This window comes from Pseudomonas helleri, assembly GCF_009600315.1.
Taxonomy (GTDB): domain Bacteria; phylum Pseudomonadota; class Gammaproteobacteria; order Pseudomonadales; family Pseudomonadaceae; genus Aquipseudomonas; species Aquipseudomonas helleri_A.
In genome coordinates this window covers 46808-64285 of the sequence record NZ_WIWC01000005.1, presented here as the reverse complement: position 1 = coordinate 64285, position 17478 = coordinate 46808, and the positions used below count along the sequence as shown (strand labels likewise).

Below are 17478 nucleotides of genomic sequence, written 5' to 3'. Positions count from 1 at the left end.
GGTAGCAAGTGGCCGTGGTCGTTCCTTACCCGTGCGGTAAACATGTTTGATTTCAGGAGGATGGATGTCCAAGCCAGCATGGATGCGCAATACCTTAGTGGCTGCTGCTTTGCTGAGTGTGCTGGTGGCACCTGCTTACGCAGCTCAGGAACGAACCTTGAAACTGGCCATTGGTGATGAGCCAACGGAAGGGTTTGATCCAATGCTGGGGTGGAGTCATGGCAGTTACTTGCTCTTGCACAGCCCTTTGCTCAAGCAAAACGAGGACTTGTCCTGGAACAGCTTTCTGCTCAGCGAGTACCAGACCAGTGAGGATGGAAAAACCTGGACGCTGAAGCTCAAACCCGACCTTAAATTCTCCGATGGCTCGCCACTCACGTCCAAGGATGTGGCTTATACCTACAACAACGCAGCGGCCAGTGGCGGCAAAGTGGATATGGGTAACTTCCTCAAGGCTGAGGCGGTTGATCCCTTGACGGTGCGCATGCAGCTAAAAGCGCCGCAAAGCACGTTCGTTAATGTCCTCGGATCGCTGGGTATCGTGTCTGCGGATAAGTACAACGCCAAAACCTATGCGCAAAACCCCATTGGTGCCGGGCCTTACCGTTTGGTCAGCTATCAACCGGGGCAACAACTGATTGTCGAGGCCAACCCGCATTACGCAGGCCAAAAGAATGATTTCGACAAGTTGGTCTTTGTGTTTCTCGATGAAGACAGCTCGTTTGCGGCGGCACAAAGCAAGCAATTAGGCATCGTGCGTATCGCACCGTCATTGGCGGTAACCCCTGCATCCGGCATGAAGCTGTGGGTGCGGCCCAGCGTCGAAAATCGCGGCATTGTGCTACCGACCACTCCCGCGGGCAAAAAAGATGCGCATGGCTATCCCATTGGCAACGATGTAACAGCAGATGTGGCGATCCGTAAGGCCATCAACTACGCCATTGATCGTCAATTATTGGCAGACCAGATTCTCGAAGGTCATGCCATTCCCGCTTACACCGGGGTGCAGGGGTTGCCGTGGGATAACCCGCAGGCAGCCTTCAAAGATGGCGATATAGCCAAGGCCAAGCAGATTCTCGATGAGGCGGGTTGGGTTGAAACGGCCAGCGGTATACGAGAGAAAAACGGCCTGCCGGCAAAAGTGACCCTGTGGTACGCCAGTGGCGATGCGACGCGCCGTGATTTGGCTCAGGCCGTGCGTTCAATGCTCAAGCCCATCGGTATCGATGTCGACTTGAAGTCGGGTAGTTGGGAAACCGTAGAGCGCAATATGCACGCCAATCCGACCTTGTTCGGTTGGGGCAGCCTCGACCCGATGGAGCTTTATCATCACTACAGCAGCAAGGCGGCGGGCGTTGAGTATTACAACCCCGGCTATTACCAGAACCCGGTGGTCGACCAGCATTTACAGCAAGCACTGGATGCGCCGACCTGGCAGCAGGCCGTGCCGTTCTGGCAACAGGTGGAGTGGGACGGTAAAACGGGTGCCGGGGTCAAAGGTGACGCTGCGTGGGCCTGGTTACTCAACGTGCAGCACACGTATCTGACCGATGAGTGCATAGATCTGGGTAAAGGCGCTCCGGAAATTCACGGCTCATGGTCGTTGCTCAATAGCCTTGATGGCTGGAAATGGACCTGTCAGTGATTCGCGGTGTAGCGCTCTTTGTCGTGCGATTGATGGGCCTGTTGCTGGTAACGGCGGCAGGCACCTTTACGTTGCTCAGTTTTTCTCCTGTCGACCCTGTTCGTGCCTATATAGGCAATGATTTGTTGCACGTGCCGCCTGAACAATACCCTTTGATTGCGGCGCGCTGGGGGCTGGATCTGCCGTTGTGGGAGCGGTTCCTGCATTGGTTTAGCCAGGTGTTACAAGGCGATTTTGGCTATTCGATGCTCTACAACGCCCCTGTCTCTCAGGTCATTGGCGAGCGTTTTGCCACGTCATTTGCGTTGTTGGCGGGTGCGTGGCTCTTTTCCGGGATTGTCGGGCTGGCCCTTGGGTTGACGGCTGGGCGCTATTTGAATCGCTGGCCGGATCGGCTGATTTCTACCCTGTCTTATGTGATGGCGTCCTTGCCGACGTTCTGGATTGGCCTGTTGTTGCTGTCTTTGTTTGCCGTGACCCTTAATTGGGCACCCATCTGCTGTGCCTGGACCCCAGGCAGCACCGCTGAAACAGCAACGTGGGGTGACAAGCTCAGGCACTTGATCCTTCCGCTGTTGGCACTCGGCGTTTTGGGGGTAGGGAACATCGCTCTGCATACCCGCTCTCGGGTGGCCGAAGTGATGAACAGTGAATTTATTCGCTACGCCTATGCGCAAGGTGACAAAGGTTGGCCAATGGTCAACTTCCATATTGTTCGGCATGCCGTCACACCTGCTGTGTGCTTGCAATTTGCATCCGTAGGGGAGCTGATTGGCGGTTCACTGCTGGCCGAAAAAGTGTTCGCCTACCCTGGTCTCGGGCAAGCAACCATTGATGCGGGTTTACGCGGTGATATTCCATTGCTAATGGGGATTGTGATGTTCTGTGCCGTACTGGTGTTTACCAGTAATAGCATCGCCAATGCGCTGTTACTGCACCTCAACCGAGGGGCGGCGCGGCAGTCATGACCTACAATCCAAATCAGGCGTTACTCAGGCTGTGTGTTTCGTTGTTCATGTTGCTGTTGTTGATCGCTTATGGCGTGTCCATCTCCGGCATGGACGTGCCAATGGATTTACTGGCGCGTCGTCAACCGCCCTCGGCCGAAGATTGGTTCGGCACTGACAGCTTGGGGCGCGATTTGTGGCTTCGATGTTTTCAGGGCATGACAACCAGTTTGCAAATCGGCCTGACAGCGGCGTTTAGCAGCGGTTTTTTGGCGATGTTCGCCGCTAGTTTATGCTCACTGAATAAAACCCTGGATTATCTGGTGCGCGGGGTGATCGACAGCATGCTGGCTTTGCCGCATCTGTTGTTGCTGGTATTGATTTGCTTCACGTTGGGTGGCGGCAAACAGGGGGTTATCGTGGCCGTGGCGCTGACCCACTGGCCGCGTTTGGCGTTGATCTTGCGCGCCGAGATCCTGCGCATTCGTGAGACAGACTATGTGATGCTTTCGCATCGATTGGGCAACAGCAACCTCTATCGCTGGCGCCATCATTTGCTGCCTTTGCTGATGCCGCAGTGGATCATCGGCACCTTGCTGATGTTTCCCCACGCGGTTCTGCATTCTGCAGCACTGAGTTTCTTGGGGTTCGGTCTGGCGCCACATGACCCGTCACTAGGGTTATTACTGGCGGATGCCTTGAAGCACTTAAGCAGCGGTGCGTGGTGGCTGGCCTTTTTTCCGGGTTTGATTCTGGTCAGTTTGGTTCTGGTGTTTGACCAGTTTGCACGCGCTTTGCAGCAACTCTGGATAAGGATTACCTGATGCTGAAATTTGCCGATTTCGCGATTGATATTGCCCAGTATCATTGGCTCGGTCATAAAACCTGGCACCCTTTGTTGAGCCGTATTTCATTTGAAGTAAGGCCCGGCGAGCTGGTTGCGCTGGTAGGTTCCAGTGGCGAAGGCAAAAGTCTGTTGCTGCAAAGCACATTGGGTTTATTGCCCGGCAACATGCGCTGTCGCGGCGATATTCTGCTGGATGGTCAGGTGCTCGGAGAATCTCTGAAGGTCGATCAGCGCGGTAAAACGCTTTGCTATGTTCCGCAGGGTGTCAGCGCCTTGAACCCGCTGATCAAGGTGGGGCCGCAGTTGCTGCGAGCGGCACAATTAAGCGGCGTCAAACTGGGCCTGGGCGAGGTGGCAGAACAACTTCAGCATTACAACCTCAAGCCTGAATTAGTCGAAGAATTCCCGCGCAAACTGTCGGGCGGTATGGCCAAACGGGTTCTGGCCAGTTGCGCAGCCCTGACCCACGCCCAATATATTCTGGCTGATGAAATCACCTCGTGGCTGGACGACGAACATGCCTGCCAATTACTGATGCATTTGAAGGGTTTTTGTCAGCAGGGACGTGGGATTTTGTGGGTGACCCATGACTTGGCGCTGGCGGCGCGCTTTGCTGACAAAATCGCGGTGCTGCACGGTGGCGTACTGCACGAAACCCTGACGCCACAAGCGTTGCGTGAACATGCTGCAAGTCCATGGGTGCAATCACTGTGGGCCGCGTTACCCGAACAGCAATTCCTTGCTAACGGGAGTCTTTCCTATGCTTGAAGTTCGCCAGTTGACCATTGTGCAAGGTGGCCGGCGACTGTGGGATTCAGTGTCCTTCGCGGTCAATCCTGGTGATCTTCATGGCATATCAGCGCCCAGTGGCTACGGCAAAACCACCTTGGGCAGAGTGCTGGCGCAATGGCAAACCGCAGTTTCGGGCAGCGTTACAGTGGGCGGGCAGCCCTTGTCCCAAACCGGCTATTGCCCCATTCAGTTGGTGCCGCAACACCCCGAGCAAACCTTCAATCCTTATCGCACTACGGGTGAAAGCCTGCGCGATGCTTGGTCACCGGATGCTGGGTGGTTAGCGCGTCTGGCAGTGAATCCGGCTTGGTTGGCGCGTCGACCTGACGAGTTGTCGGGTGGGGAATTGGCCCGTATTGCTTTGCTCAGAGCATTGGACCCCCGCACCCGTTACTTGATTGCCGACGAGGTGACTGCACAGCTGGATGCCCATATTCAGGCGCAGGTCTGGCAAGTGTTGTTGGAAGAGGTCAAGCGTCGAGAGCTGGGGATGATTGTGTTTAGCCATAACCAGGCATTGCTGGAGAAGGTCTGTACCAGCATCTGGCGGCCAGATCGCCTGACCTCTTCGTAGAACGCCTGTTTACCGGGTTGGCTTTCAATTCACGAGACCATGCATCTCGCAATATTCATCCCATGCCATCCCTGCCATTTGCGCCACTTCGCGGTGAACCTCCAGACGCTGTTCTTCAAATTCCTGGGGGGTGGCACAGGTCAATTGCAAGGTCAGTTCCCAGGCAAATAATCCCAAACGTTCAGCTTCGGCTTCAAAGGCTTCGTTCAAGCGCTCCTGGCGATACTCTTTCATCGACTGGCCTATGGCGCGGGCGGCCAATGGGTTCAATGTTTCCAGTGATTGAGCCACATCCGGATGTTCGCTGAGAAAGCGATCTAGGGCTTTTTGATGGTGGGGGCCGGGTTCGGTCACACTGATCTCCTTAGACAATAGGCAAGGCATTAGCAGCCTGAAGGCAAACTTTTATTGTTGGGCTTTTGTATAGGAGCACCTACTTGCAAGGTGGGGCGCCCGGTGATGATGAACAGCACATCAACGCCCAGCAATGTAATGGCCGCCAGATAAGGGGCGCGCGGCAAGCTCACATCGCGCTCATAACAGCCTTGTGCCTGACGTTTAACGCCACCTGCATCGGCCATCTGCGCCTGCGTCAGTTTGAGGCGCAAACGCTCGTGTTTCAGCCGTTCACCGTAAGTGCTCATATTCGTAGCCCACGTAGGCTTCAGGGTTACAAAAATCGTAATCCAAAGAGCGAAATAGGGAAAGTCTCGCGCTGATTTTGGTTGTTTACTCTGCCAAACAGCGCATCACGTCAGGCTGCTAACCGAGTGGTTAACAGCTCTTTAGGCGAGATCAGATTTTTTTGGCTTCCGGCAAGAACCAATTCAGTAGCAAGGCGCAAATACCACCCGTTGCGACGCCAGATTCCAATACGTTGCGCAGCGCTGCCGGCATGTGGGCAAGGAACTCGGGCACTTGGGACACACCCAGACCCAACGCCAGTGACACTGCAATAATCAGCAGTGCGCGACGATCAAGTGTGGTGCTGGCCAGAATATTGATCCCCGAAGCGGCAACCGCGCCAAACATCACCATCGCTGCACCGCCCAGCACGGGTTCAGGTACGGCTTGAATCGCACCCGCCACGCTTGGGAACAACCCCAGCAATACCAGCATGCCAGCGATCCAGATGCCGACATAGCGGCTGGCAATGCCGGTGAGCTGGATAACGCCGTTGTTCTGGGCAAAGACCGAGCTTGGGAACGTGTTGAAAATGCCTGCCAGCAGCGAGTTGGCACCGTTAACCAGCACGCCGCCCTTGATGCGCTGCATCCAAAGCGGGCCTTCTACAGGTTGACGCGACACTTTGCTGGTCGCTGTGACATCGCCAATGGCTTCCAGAGAAGTCACCAGGTAAATCACCAGCATCGGAATAAACAATGCCCAAGAGAAACCCAGGCCAAAATGCAGTGGAACCGGCACTTGGAACCATTCGGCTTGGTGCATGCCAGTGAAGTCCAGTCGGCCCAGATAACCGGCCAATGCGTAGCCCACAGCCAGCGCGATAACGATGGCGCAACTGCGCATCCACACCAGGGGGATTCGGTTGAGGATGACGATAATCGCCAATACCACACCTGACAGCATCAGGTTTTCGCCATTGGCAAAGGTGCCGTTACCCATAGCGGTAAAGCCGCCGCCCATGCTGATCAAGCCGACCTTAATCAAGGTCAGGCCGATCATCAGCACCACGATTCCGGTGACGAGGGGGGTGATCATGCGTTTTACAAAAGGCAAGACCCGCGAAATGCCCATTTCGATAAACGAACCGGCAATCACGACGCCAAAAATGGCGGCCATCACGGCCTCAACCGGTGTGCCCTGTTTCACCATCAATGCGCCACCTGCAATCAGGGGGCCGACAAAGTTAAAGCTGGTGCCTTGCACAATCAGCAAGCCTGCACCAAAAGGGCCAAAGCGTTTGCACTGAACAAAGGTGGCAATGCCGGAGATCACCAGCGACATCGACACAATCATATTGGTGTCGCGCGACGAGACCCCCAGTGCCTGACAGATCAGCAGGCCGGGTGTGACGATAGGCACAATAATCGCCAGTAGATGCTGCAACGCGGCAAGAAACGCGATCCACGGCTTGGGGCGGTCTTCAAGGCCAAAGACCAATTCATTGGTCTGGGACTCGGCTTCTTTTGGAGTGTTGGGAGAGGTCATGACGAGCGCCCTGGAAAAAAGAGCGCGATTCTACTGGTCTTGGGCCATCACGCCCAGTGTTGCTTGTGGGTACAGGTCATAAACCCTGTGAGAGCCGGCATTTTTGACCCTCACAGGATGGAGGCATGCATCTTATAGATGCAGTGCATGCCCCAGAGCCAGCAACGCGGCCTCTTGCAGGGCTTCGCCCAGGGTAGGGTGAGCATGAATGGTGCCCGCGATATCTTCCAGGCACGCACCCATTTCCAATGATTGAGCAAACGCGGCTGCCAGCTCGGAAACTCCAGCGCCGACAGCCTGCCACCCCACAATCAGGTGATTGTCTCGCCGTGCCACCACCCTGACGAATCCGCTTTTGGATTCCAGGGTCATTGCCCGGCCATTGGCCGCGAACGGGAAGCTGGCGCTAATAAAGTCCAGCCCCGCCGCCTCGGCATCGACCGGCGTTTTGCCAACTACAACGATTTCAGGATCGGTAAAGCACACGGCTGCAATGGCGGCCGGGTTGAACTCGCGGTGTTTGCCCGCAATGATTTCGGCAACCATTTCGCCTTGGGCCATGGCTCGGTGTGCCAGCATCGGCTCCCCGGTCAGGTCGCCAATGGCCCACACATTGCGCATGCTGGTCTGGCAACGGCCATCGATACGAATCGCAGGGCCGTTCATGTCCAGCGCCAAGGTGTCGAGGTTGAAACCTTGGGTCCGCGGGCGCCGGCCAACAGCCACCAATACCTGATCCGTTTCCAGCGTTTGGCTCTCACCCATGCGGTTGCGCATCGACAAGGTATGGGTGCTGGCCTCAAACCCCTCTACGCTGTGCTCCAGATACAGTGTTATGCCCAATGATTTAAGGGATTGAGCCACGGGTAGCGTCAGTTCTTTATCGTAAGTCGGCAAGATACGGTCACGCGCTTCAACCACCGTGACTTCTGCACCCAGTTTGCGGTAAGCGATACCCAGCTCCAAACCGATATAGCCTGCGCCCACAACCGTCAGACGCTTTGGAATCGCAGTGGGCTGTAAGGCCTCGGTAGATGAAATGATTGCGCCGCCCACGGGCAGGACCGGCAGTTCGACAGAGTGTGAGCCCGTGGCCAACAGCAAGTGCTCGCACTCGATGCGCTGACCTTCGACTTCCACGGCTTTGCCATCAAGAATGGTAGCCCAGCCCTGAATAACCTTGACCCCATGCTTTTTCAGCAGTGCGCCAACGCCTGTAGTGAGTCGATCCACAAGGCTGTTCTTCCATTGCACGCTCTGGCCAATATCGAGGGTCGGAGGCTGTGCCTTGATACCCAGTGGCGAAGTGCCTGTGCTGTAGCGATGCGTGGTGTAAAACTGTTCAGCGACGTGAATCAACGCCTTGGAAGGGATGCAGCCGACATTGAGGCACGTGCCGCCCAGGGACTGGCCTTCTATCAAGACCGTCGGGATGCCCAGTTGCCCTGCACGAATGGCAGCCACATAACCGCCGGGGCCGCCGCCGATAATCAGCAGCGTGGTGTGTTGAGTGGGCTGCATGGTTACTCCAAAAACAAAGTGGCAGGTTGTTCGAGCAAGCCACGCATGGCCTGGATAAATTGCGCCGCGTCCATACCGTCTACCACACGATGGTCGAAAGAGCTGGAGAGGTTCATCATTTTTCGAATCACGATCTGGCCTTTAACCACCATTGGCCGCTCAACGATACGGTTGACACCCACGATGGCGACTTCCGGCAAATTGACCACTGGGGTGCTGACAATGCCGCCCAGTGCACCCAGGCTGGTCAGGGTGATTGTGGAACCTGTCAGCTCCTCTCGCGTGGCTTTGCCGGTGCGCACGGCGCTAGCCAGGCGGGTGATTTCATCGGCCGCTGCCCATAAGCTCAGGGTTTCTGCATGGCGAACTACTGGCACCATCAAACCGTTATCGCTTTGCGCTGCAACGCCTATATGGGCCGCACCAAAGCGGGTGATTAATTGCGCTTCGTCGTCGTAGCGCACGTTGATTTGTGGGAAGTCGCGCAAGGCCACGACCATTGCCCGAACTAAAAACGGCAAGAGGGTCAACTTGCCCCGGCTATCGCCCCATTTGTGATTGAGTTGTGCGCGCAACTCTTCAAGTGCGGTCACGTCAACTTCTTCGACATAGCTAAAGTGTGCAGCGCGCCGTTTGGCATCCTGCATGCGTTGAGCGATTTTACGCCGCAGTCCGATAACCGGGATTTGTTCCTCGTCGGTACGTTTGGCGTATCCGCTGGTGGGTGCTGACGCTGAACGGCTGTCCTGAGCCAGATACAGCTCAAGGTCATCATGCAGCACTCGCCCGGCCGGGCCGCTGCCTACAACAAAACGCAGCTCGATACCGGCATCCCATGCGCGCTTCCTTACCGCCGGAGAAGCCAGCGGGCGTTCGTTGGCTTCACGGGCTACAGGCGCTGGACGTTGGGCAGGTGCAGGCTTGATTGCTGAAGTCGAGACCGCCGCCACTTCGATACGAGCTTGAGGGGCCGCTTTAGCGGGTGTAGCGACAGGTTCTGCGGGTGGCTGAGCACTTTCACGCAGGTTGCCAGCGCCTTCAACTTCAATCCGAATCAGCTCGCTGCCGACCGCCATGACTTCGCCGGGCTGCCCACCCAAAGCCAGCACTTTTCCCGCCACGGGGGAGGGGATGTCCACGGTCGCCTTATCGGTCATTACATCGGCAACCACCTGATCCTCGCTGACCATATCGCCGACTTTGACAAACCATTCCACTAATTCAACCTGAGCAATGCCTTCACCGATGTCCGGCATTTTGATGACGTGCGTACCCATTTAAACCTCCATAACCCGTTGCAAAGCCGCACCAACCCGCGCCGGGCCAGGGAAGTAGGCCCACTCTTGAGCATGTGGATAGGGCGTGTCCCAGCCGGTCACTCGCTCAATCGGCGCTTCCAGGTAGTGGAAACAGTGCTCCTGAACCAGTGCGATCAGCTCGGCGCCAAAACCGCAGGTGCGGGTCGCTTCGTGCACAACGACGCAACGGCGGGTTTTTTTGACGGAGGTGACAATCGCATCCAGATCAAGTGGCCACAGGCTGCGCAGGTCAATGACTTCAGCGTCGATCCCGGTTTCTTCAGCCGCGACCTGAGCCACATACACGGTAGTACCGTAGGTCAGAATGGTAACTTCAGTGCCCGGTCGCACAATGGCGGCGCAATCCAGCGGGACGGTGTAGTAGCCATCGGGTACGGCACTGGCAGGATGTTTGGCCCACGGCGTCACAGGGCGTTCGTGATGACCATCAAACGGGCCGTTGTACAGGCGTTTTGGTTCAAGGAAGATCACCGGATCATCATTTTCAATGGCAGCAATCAGCAGCCCTTTGGCGTCATACGGGTTGGATGGCATCACGGTGCGCAAACCGCAGACCTGAGTAAACATCGCTTCAGGACTTTGGCTATGGGTTTGGCCACCGTAGATGCCGCCGCCGCAGGGCATGCGCAGGGTCATCGGTGCAATAAATTCGCCTGCCGAGCGATAGCGCAGGCGTGCGGCTTCAGAAACGATCTGGTCGGAAGCCGGGTAGAAGTAATCGGCAAACTGGATTTCGGCGACAGGTCTCAGGCCATATGCCCCCATGCCAACGGCCGCACCGACGATGCCGCTTTCGGAGATGGGGGCGTCAAACACCCGTGAACTGCCGTATTTGGCTTGCAGGCCTTCGGTACAGCGGAACACGCCACCGAAATAGCCCACATCCTGACCAAACACCACCACGTTGTCATCGCGCTCAAGCATCACATCCATAGCCGAGCGCAGGGCCTGGATCATCGTCATGGTGCTGGTGCTCACGGCGTTCTCCATTTGAATTTTATTATTGTCGTTCATCTGGTTATAACCCCAATTCCTGACGTTGCCGGCGCAAGTGCTCGGGCATGTCTTTGTAGACGTCCTCAAAAATGGTCGCCGCGCTTGGCATCTGCCCGCCTGCCAACGTGCCAAAACGCTCAGCTTCTTTTTGAGCACCGATGATTTCAGCCTCAAGTTCGGCGCTGACTGCGGCATGCTCCTCTTCGGACCAGTGGCCTACGGCAATCAGATGCTGTTTCAACCGCAGAATAGGATCGCCCAGCGGGAAGTGGCTCCAGTCATCGGCTGGACGGTACTTGGACGGGTCGTCAGACGTTGAGTGGGGGCCTGCGCGGTAAGTGACCCACTCAATGAGTGTGGGGCCGAGGTTGCGGCGCGCACGCTCTGCAGCCCACACGGAGGCGGCATAGACAGCGATAAAGTCATTGCCGTCAACCCTTAGCGAGGCAATGCCACAGCCGACGCCGCGTCCGGCAAAGGTCGTCGACTCGCCACCGGCGATGGCCTGGAAGGTCGAAATGGCCCATTGGTTATTGACCACGTTCAGAATGACCGGAGCGCGGTACACATGGGCAAAGGTGAGGGCTGTATGGAAATCGGACTCAGCGGTTGCGCCGTCGCCTATCCAGGCTGAAGCGATTTTAGTGTCACCTTTAATGGCTGACGCCATGCCCCAGCCGACCGCTTGAACGAATTGAGTGGCTAAATTGCCGGAAATACTGAAAAAGCCGTAATCGCGCACCGAATACATGATCGGCAATTGACGCCCCTTGAGCGGATCGCGCTCGTTGGACAGCAACTGGCAGATCAGGTCCACCAGCGGCACGTCACGGGCCATCAGGATGCTTTGTTGGCGATAGGTCGGGAAACACATGTCGTCGATGTTCAAAGCCAGCGCTTGAGCAGTGCCAATGGCTTCTTCACCCAAGCTTTGCATATAGAAAGACATTTTTTTCTGGCGCTGGGCGACGACCATACGGGTGTCGAAGATGCGTGTTTTGAGCATGGCACGCATGCCGGCGCGCATCACTTCGCACGAGACACCTTCAGCCCACGGGCCAAGTGCCTGGCCTTGATCGTCAAGCACGCGAATCAGGCCTTTGGCGAGATCGGCAGTATCGGCGGGTTCTACGTCGATGGGGGGTTTGCGCACTTGACCTGCATCGGTCAGGCGAAGGTAGCTGAAATCAGTCTTGCAGCCTGGACGGCCAGACGGTTCAGGAACGTGCAGGCGCAGCGGTGCATATTCATTCATGGCTTTCTCTACGCTCGATCTTGTCGTGTTTATTAGGGCGCGGGAGCTAAAGTCCTGTTCAGGATCTGTCTGACGTTTGTTTGTCAAAACTGTCCTACAACCATCATATTCCTGACGGCGAAGAATATTTTTCTGTAGTTCGTTGTGCTTTGAAGGGTTTAAAGATAAGAATTCTGCATAAACATAAAAAACAGGTGGTTTTCTCTCATGCGTAAGCTGGATCGCACGGATATCGGGATTCTCAACAGCCTTCAACAGAATGCACGCATCACCAATTCGGACTTGGCCCGCTCGGTCAATCTATCACCGACACCTTGTTTTAACCGGGTCAAAGCGATGGAAGAGCACGGTTTGATTCGTGAGCAGGTGACGTTGCTGGACGCGGATATGCTGGGCCTTCACGTCAATGTGTTTATTCACGTCAGCCTTGAGAAGCAGGTAGAAGAGGCCCTGCACAAGTTTGAGGCGGCCATTTCAGACCGTCCTGAAGTTATGGAGTGCTACTTGATGGCGGGTGACCCGGATTACCTGATCCGCGTACTGGTGCCGAGCATTCAGGCGCTAGAGCGTTTTATGATGGATTTTTTGACCAAGGTGCCGGGCGTTGCCAACATTCGCTCCAGCTTTGCCCTTAAACAAGTCAGGTACAAAACGGCTCTGCCGTTGCCGCCGGGTGGTTTAGTGCTGGAGGAGTGATGCGGGGTTGCGGCTGTTTGATTGCCGGGGACTTTGCCGCCTCTGGCGATCAGTAGCGACTGAGTCGCTTCAGTCGCTATGTCATGCCTACGCATGGGCTTAGATCAGTAAAAACAATCCGAGCAGGGCGCCAAAAATGGCCCATTTTTCCAGGTAGTAGCGCGTGCGATTGCGCTTTTTCAATTCTTTTCCGCGCAAGCGGATTTTATACAGTTTGGTAAAGGCGCGGTTCAGGTTGCCGGTTTTATCATTGGCATCATTAGGTGAGCTGGCAGAGGCCATCACCGTGCGACTAAACCATTGGTTGAAAGAGGCGGCCCAACGAAATTGCATAGGTCTTTCCACATCACAGAACAGGATGATGCGGTTTTTATCGGTGGTGTTTTCTGCGTAATGGATAAAGGTTTCGTCAAAGATAACCGCTTCGCCGTCACGCCATGAGTAGTTCTGGCCATCAACATTGATATAACAGCCCGGATCATTGGGCGTGTCCAGGCCCAGGTGATAGCGCAATGAACCCGCATAGGGATCACGATGTCGCACCAGTTTTGAACCGGGCGGCAGCTCGGCGAACATGGCCGCTTTGATGGTGCCGATGCTATTGAGCAGTTCGATAGTGCGCGGGCACATCTCTACCGCAGAAGGGTGATTATCCCCGTACCACTTCAGGTAGAACCGCTTCCAGCCGCTTTTGAAAAATGAGTTAAAACCGACATCATTGGGTTGATCAGAGCGTTTTATTTCACCCGCTTGCATCAAGTTTCGCGCTTCTTCGCGGATTTCCAGCCAATGGTCCTGCAAAAGCTGCAATTGGGTGAAGTCAGCGGGTTTGTAGTAGGGCTGGCTGGGAACCTTGGAAAACAGGTATAGAAAGCAGTTGATGGGTGCCAGGAAGGTCGAATGGTCACTCAATTGACGTCCTAGTTTATGGCGGACTTTGCCTCGCAGATGGACATAGGCAATGGAAAAAACATAAACAGCAATAATGATGAGTTTCAAGATTAACGTCACAAGTCAGAGAAAATGCTGCCCGGATTCACGCAGTCAACCCGACATCCTGTTGATGGAGTCGGGCGCGGGTGCTGCTCGGTGGGTAGCCAAAGAGATAAGGTTAAAACAGCACTTCCGGCATTTTCCAGTTTTTCCTTACGTGTTTGTACATTTTTTCTTACAGTCTTTGGTCGGGTTGCAGGTTGCACCCGGTGTCGAACCTAGGTGAGTAGGCGTTTTTGGATGTTTTTCAAGCTGATGATTTTATTGAGAAAAATCAGGAGTTATTGATCTTCTTCCTGGCGCCGAAAGATTGATACATCCGAAAGTGCTGAGGGTCCAGCCAGCTTTCGACCTGCTCCATAAAACGGTTCTGGCGATCAAAGGTCGTGCGTAAAGCTTTTATAAAGACGGTCCCCGATGTGCGCTCAAGTAACAATGCATCTTGTTCATTGAGCGGGTGCGCGCCAATCCACTGATCACCTCGATCAGCGACGAAGCCATAGGCTGCCAGCGTAATAGTCAATGAGTTGTCTATCAGGCCCACACGAGGCAAGCCCTCAAGGCCTCCTGTGGCGGGCATGAGTGAGCGTTCCAGAGATATGGCGATACCATCCTCCTGGCGTCGCCGACGCTCCAGGATTACGAAGTGGCTGATACCGAACTGCAACGCCAGTTCGGGGCGTTCTACGGCTTGCAGTCGCAACACTTCGGTGTAAATCCGCGCACCTGTATCAGCCAGTGCTTGAGTCCAGCCATTGCTTTGGTCAAGGGTGAAGCCATCATAGGTGACGATCGCTCCACCTTCGGTTTGCATGGCGATGTACCTTCGCCTTTCCAGCTCGGCAAGCGCCTCTCGCAATGTGCCGGTACTGACCTGCAATTCCTGCGACAGCTGCTCTTCTCCGGGCAGCGGATGGCCGTCTGCAAACAGCCCACTTTTAATGCGATGGACGAGTTCATCAATTGCGCTTTGTTTTTCGTTGGAGCGTGCGGGTTTTATCATGCGTTGAGTAATAGCCGAGCATAAGTGGTTCGGCAATAAATGAGCGTCGAAAGCTTTGCTGACAGGCTGAGGCATAGCCCAATCGCAAGGGCGTCTTGAGCCTTTGATTACCTGGAGGCTCAAGACTGATGCACAACAATGATTGATGGAGGCTTTAACTACAGGCTTTCAGGTTGACCGGGCCGACGAACTCGTTACCGCGGCCCATGACGCAAGCCACGGTTTGGTTGCGTTGGCGTTCCCATCCCTGGACCGGGTAAGTCTTGTTCCAGGCTTCGTAAAGCTGGCGGTCTTGCTTGGACAAGCGCAAATTGTATTGTTTGCTCATGTAAAAGTAGGTGCGCGCAATCATGCCGCGAATAGACGGTCGGGGCATGACCTTTTTGGCCTTGAAGTCGACTTGCGTCAGGCACGAGCCATATTGGCCAGACTGTGCAGGCAGCCAGCCAAAACTGAAATTGTTGCGATCACCGTTAACCTCGCCGATGCTGGGGACCAGGTTATGAAGGTCCGCTTCCGCAACTTTGTAGATAGGGTCGTTGCGGGTGCAGTTTTTTCGACCTCCGCTTTGCCAGCATTGACGTTGGTGGCCAATTTGCCAGGCCGGAACGATGTGCTCCCACTCGATACGGGCTGCCCGGGTGGCATTTTTGCGAGGGACGTAGCCACAGGCTTTAAGGTCGACCCGGTTGCCAGTGTACTTGCAGCCACAGTAAAACTCCGTGGACTGCGGTGCGTAGAGTTTCCAGGCGGCTTTTTTGGCTTCACTGAATGTTTTTGGGGCCGCAGCCTGGGCACTTAATACGGTAAAGAGGCTGACTAACGCCAGCAAACAAACCCTCATTGATTCAATCTTCCTCTGGTACGGTCCAGAAAACATTGACCCCGCCATCATCGCGGTGAGCGATCGTGACGTTATCGTTTTCAGAAATTTCCTCTAACAGGCGTTCCCAGAACTCGGGGTTATCCCCCTCTTGCCGTTCAAGCACGGCCATTTTGTCTTTCTGGGCTTTCGGTGAGCTGATAATTTTTTGTATGCGCGCTCCGAACATTTCATAGGGGCTTGGGAGGGCTGGTGCTTTCGCCGGTTTTTTAGCCATGATGCGATCCTTGGTTGCTGTATGGGCATACAGTATTTAACTGCGCTTCATTTGGCAACTGTTTGAACCACTCAGGCTGCGGATGGGACTGTGTTTTTTTGTTTTAGTGCACAGGTTTTTAGAAACAAATGTGAAAACTGCTCGTTCGGGTGAACAAGCAGTCGATAAACCGAGCGCTGGGCAGCGCTCGGCGTGGGTGTATCAATATTCCCAGAATATGCGTTGCAGTTCTTTGCTGTCCTGGGTTTGAGTCAGTGCGACCATTGCCAGAATGCGGGCTTTTTGAGGGTTGAGGTCATGAGCCACCACCCAGTCATTTTTGTCATCTGGTTGTTCGGCGTTGCGTAGCACGAACCCGCCGTTATTGACGTGCGAAGAGCGAATGATCTGCACGCCATCTTTACGCAGGGCTTGCAGGGTCGGCACTACACGTGAAGACACCGAACCATTCCCCGTACCAACGTGGATGATGGCTTTGGCGCCATCTTTTGCCAGGGCTTTATAAGCACTGTCATCTACGTTGCCATACGAATAGGCAATGCCCACATTCGGCAGAGATTTGATGTTTTTGATGTCGAACTCAGAGTTCATGGTGTGACGCTTTGAAGGCAAGCGGAACCAATAGGATTTGCCTTCGACGACCATACCCAAAGCCCCCCACGGGCTTTTGAATGCTTCAGTCTTGATGTTCATGGTTTTGCTGACATCGCGGCCGGACTGGATTTCGTCGTTCATGGTGACCAGCACGCCTTTACCGCGAGCGTCTTTGCTACCCGCTACAGCAACAGCGTTGTACAGGTTCAGCATGCCATCTGCTGACATGGCGGTGCCTGGACGCATGGAGCCGACAACAATGATGGGCTTGTCGGTTTTCTCGACAAGGTCAAGGAAGTAAGCCGTTTCTTCCAGAGTGTCCGTACCGTGGGTAATAACGATGCCATCGACATCTTTGCTGTCAGCCAATTCAGCGACACGACGAGCGAGTTGCAACAGGTTTTCGTTGGTGATGCTTTCGGATGCAATTTGCATCACTTGCTCACCACGCACATTGGCCAGTTGGCTCAACTCGGGTACGCCTGCGATCAGTTGGTCGACACCTACTTTGGCGGCGGTATAGGTTGCGCTATTAGCAGCGCTCGCACCGGCACCTGCGATGGTTCCGCCAGTTGCCAAAATAACCACATTGGGTTTGCTTGCGGTTTCTTGAGCGTGGGCGAAGGGCAGCGCAAGGAGAAGAGCCAAGGTGCCAGGAACAATTGATTTCAACACTGATGCTTTCATTGTTTTCTCTCTTATTGGTGAGCACGCCGATGCCAGGCATCTGGTGCGACGCGTTGCATTGTTCGGCAACACGATATGTATAAGAGAGCACTTACTGTGCCAATACAGTGCGTACTTAATTGTTTCCGTAATGCGTTGATTTGAAAGCAAAAATTTCAAGATGAGAATCGTTGGGGTGAATTAAAGACGGATTCCCGAACAAATTTCAGGTTTTGTGTTCGGAGAGTCGACCGGTCGTCTGCTGTGCAGTTTATTTGCTGTCGTGGACAAGCGTATGGGTTTACCGCTACTGCTGACTGCCGGTTTTACAGGATGCGTTGACCAGACGAACGTGGGA

Annotated in this window: 18 protein-coding genes; 6 read left to right on the top strand and 12 right to left on the bottom strand. The window is 54.9% G+C overall.

What is annotated here, in order from left to right:
* The first annotated feature begins 64 nt into the window (after nucleotides 1-64).
* The 5 genes from GHN86_RS04850 to GHN86_RS04830 are packed head-to-tail and all read left to right on the top strand — an operon-like array spanning nucleotide 65 to nucleotide 4805.
* Nucleotides 65-1645: an ABC transporter substrate-binding protein gene (locus GHN86_RS04850; protein ID WP_153380876.1), complete on the top strand. Its 1581-nt coding sequence runs from the start codon at nucleotides 65-67 to the stop codon at nucleotides 1643-1645.
* On the top strand, nucleotides 1630-2613 hold the full coding sequence (locus tag GHN86_RS04845; protein ID WP_153380877.1) for an ABC transporter permease: 984 nt from the start codon (nucleotides 1630-1632) through the stop codon (nucleotides 2611-2613). Before GHN86_RS04850 ends, GHN86_RS04845 begins: the two co-directional genes overlap by 16 nt.
* The gene (locus tag GHN86_RS04840) at nucleotides 2610-3416 is read left to right on the top strand and encodes an ABC transporter permease (protein WP_153380879.1); all 807 of its coding nucleotides are present in this window, start codon (nucleotides 2610-2612) and stop codon (nucleotides 3414-3416) included. Before GHN86_RS04845 ends, GHN86_RS04840 begins: the two co-directional genes overlap by 4 nt.
* Nucleotides 3416-4207, top strand: a complete 792-nt coding sequence (locus GHN86_RS04835; RefSeq protein ID WP_153380881.1) for an ATP-binding cassette domain-containing protein — start codon at nucleotides 3416-3418, stop codon at nucleotides 4205-4207. Before GHN86_RS04840 ends, GHN86_RS04835 begins: the two co-directional genes overlap by 1 nt.
* The gene (locus GHN86_RS04830; RefSeq protein WP_153380883.1) at nucleotides 4200-4805 is read left to right on the top strand and encodes an ATP-binding cassette domain-containing protein; all 606 of its coding nucleotides are present in this window, start codon (nucleotides 4200-4202) and stop codon (nucleotides 4803-4805) included. Before GHN86_RS04835 ends, GHN86_RS04830 begins: the two co-directional genes overlap by 8 nt.
* Before the next feature lie 24 nt (nucleotides 4806-4829).
* Here the strand turns inward: GHN86_RS04830 and GHN86_RS04825 are convergent, their stop codons facing one another.
* From GHN86_RS04825 to GHN86_RS04795, 7 genes are all read right to left on the bottom strand, one after another.
* Nucleotides 4830-5159 carry a DUF6388 family protein gene (locus GHN86_RS04825; RefSeq protein ID WP_323369440.1) on the bottom strand — a complete coding sequence of 110 codons (330 nt, stop codon included), beginning with the start codon at nucleotides 5157-5159 and terminating at the stop codon, nucleotides 4830-4832.
* A gap of 29 nt (nucleotides 5160-5188) precedes the next feature.
* Nucleotides 5189-5449: a helix-turn-helix domain-containing protein gene (locus tag GHN86_RS04820; protein WP_153380887.1), complete on the bottom strand. Its 261-nt coding sequence runs from the start codon at nucleotides 5447-5449 to the stop codon at nucleotides 5189-5191.
* A 151-nt stretch (nucleotides 5450-5600) separates the two neighbouring features.
* Entirely contained in the window at nucleotides 5601-6977 is a 1377-nt protein-coding gene (locus GHN86_RS04815) for a nucleobase:cation symporter-2 family protein (protein WP_153380889.1), read from the bottom strand.
* A 132-nt stretch (nucleotides 6978-7109) separates the two neighbouring features.
* Nucleotides 7110-8498, bottom strand: coding sequence for a dihydrolipoyl dehydrogenase (gene lpdA / locus GHN86_RS04810; protein WP_153380891.1), 1389 nt, complete (start codon nucleotides 8496-8498; stop codon nucleotides 7110-7112).
* 2 nt (nucleotides 8499-8500) lie between these two features.
* A complete protein-coding gene (locus tag GHN86_RS04805) occupies nucleotides 8501-9775 on the bottom strand; it encodes a dihydrolipoamide acetyltransferase family protein (RefSeq protein ID WP_153386179.1) in 1275 nt (424 codons plus the stop codon).
* Complete coding sequence (locus GHN86_RS04800) at nucleotides 9776-10831, bottom strand: alpha-ketoacid dehydrogenase subunit beta (protein ID WP_122782914.1); 1056 nt, start codon at nucleotides 10829-10831, stop codon at nucleotides 9776-9778.
* 4 nt (nucleotides 10832-10835) lie between these two features.
* The gene (locus GHN86_RS04795; RefSeq protein WP_153380895.1) at nucleotides 10836-12068 is read right to left on the bottom strand and encodes a 3-methyl-2-oxobutanoate dehydrogenase (2-methylpropanoyl-transferring) subunit alpha; all 1233 of its coding nucleotides are present in this window, start codon (nucleotides 12066-12068) and stop codon (nucleotides 10836-10838) included.
* 207 nt (nucleotides 12069-12275) lie between these two features.
* Here GHN86_RS04795 and bkdR point away from each other — a divergent pair, with 207 nt between their 5' ends.
* A complete protein-coding gene (gene bkdR, locus GHN86_RS04790; protein ID WP_153380897.1) occupies nucleotides 12276-12764 on the top strand; it encodes a Bkd operon transcriptional regulator BkdR in 489 nt (162 codons plus the stop codon).
* Nucleotides 12765-12863: 99 nt separating this feature from the next.
* Here bkdR and lpxO read toward each other — a convergent pair whose 3' ends face one another.
* The 5 genes from lpxO to GHN86_RS04765 form a co-directional block, all read right to left on the bottom strand.
* The gene (gene lpxO, locus GHN86_RS04785; RefSeq protein WP_153380899.1) at nucleotides 12864-13763 is read right to left on the bottom strand and encodes a lipid A hydroxylase LpxO; all 900 of its coding nucleotides are present in this window, start codon (nucleotides 13761-13763) and stop codon (nucleotides 12864-12866) included.
* 268 nt (nucleotides 13764-14031) lie between these two features.
* On the bottom strand, nucleotides 14032-14760 hold the full coding sequence (locus tag GHN86_RS04780) for a GntR family transcriptional regulator (protein WP_153380940.1): 729 nt from the start codon (nucleotides 14758-14760) through the stop codon (nucleotides 14032-14034).
* A gap of 154 nt (nucleotides 14761-14914) precedes the next feature.
* On the bottom strand, nucleotides 14915-15604 hold the full coding sequence (locus GHN86_RS04775) for an endonuclease (RefSeq protein ID WP_153380901.1): 690 nt from the start codon (nucleotides 15602-15604) through the stop codon (nucleotides 14915-14917).
* Between the two features lie 4 nt (nucleotides 15605-15608).
* On the bottom strand, nucleotides 15609-15860 hold the full coding sequence (locus GHN86_RS04770; RefSeq protein ID WP_153380903.1) for a DUF1654 domain-containing protein: 252 nt from the start codon (nucleotides 15858-15860) through the stop codon (nucleotides 15609-15611).
* Nucleotides 15861-16061: 201 nt separating this feature from the next.
* Nucleotides 16062-17141: an asparaginase gene (locus GHN86_RS04765; protein WP_153380905.1), complete on the bottom strand. Its 1080-nt coding sequence runs from the start codon at nucleotides 17139-17141 to the stop codon at nucleotides 16062-16064.
* Nucleotides 17142-17478: the final 337 nt, after the last annotated feature.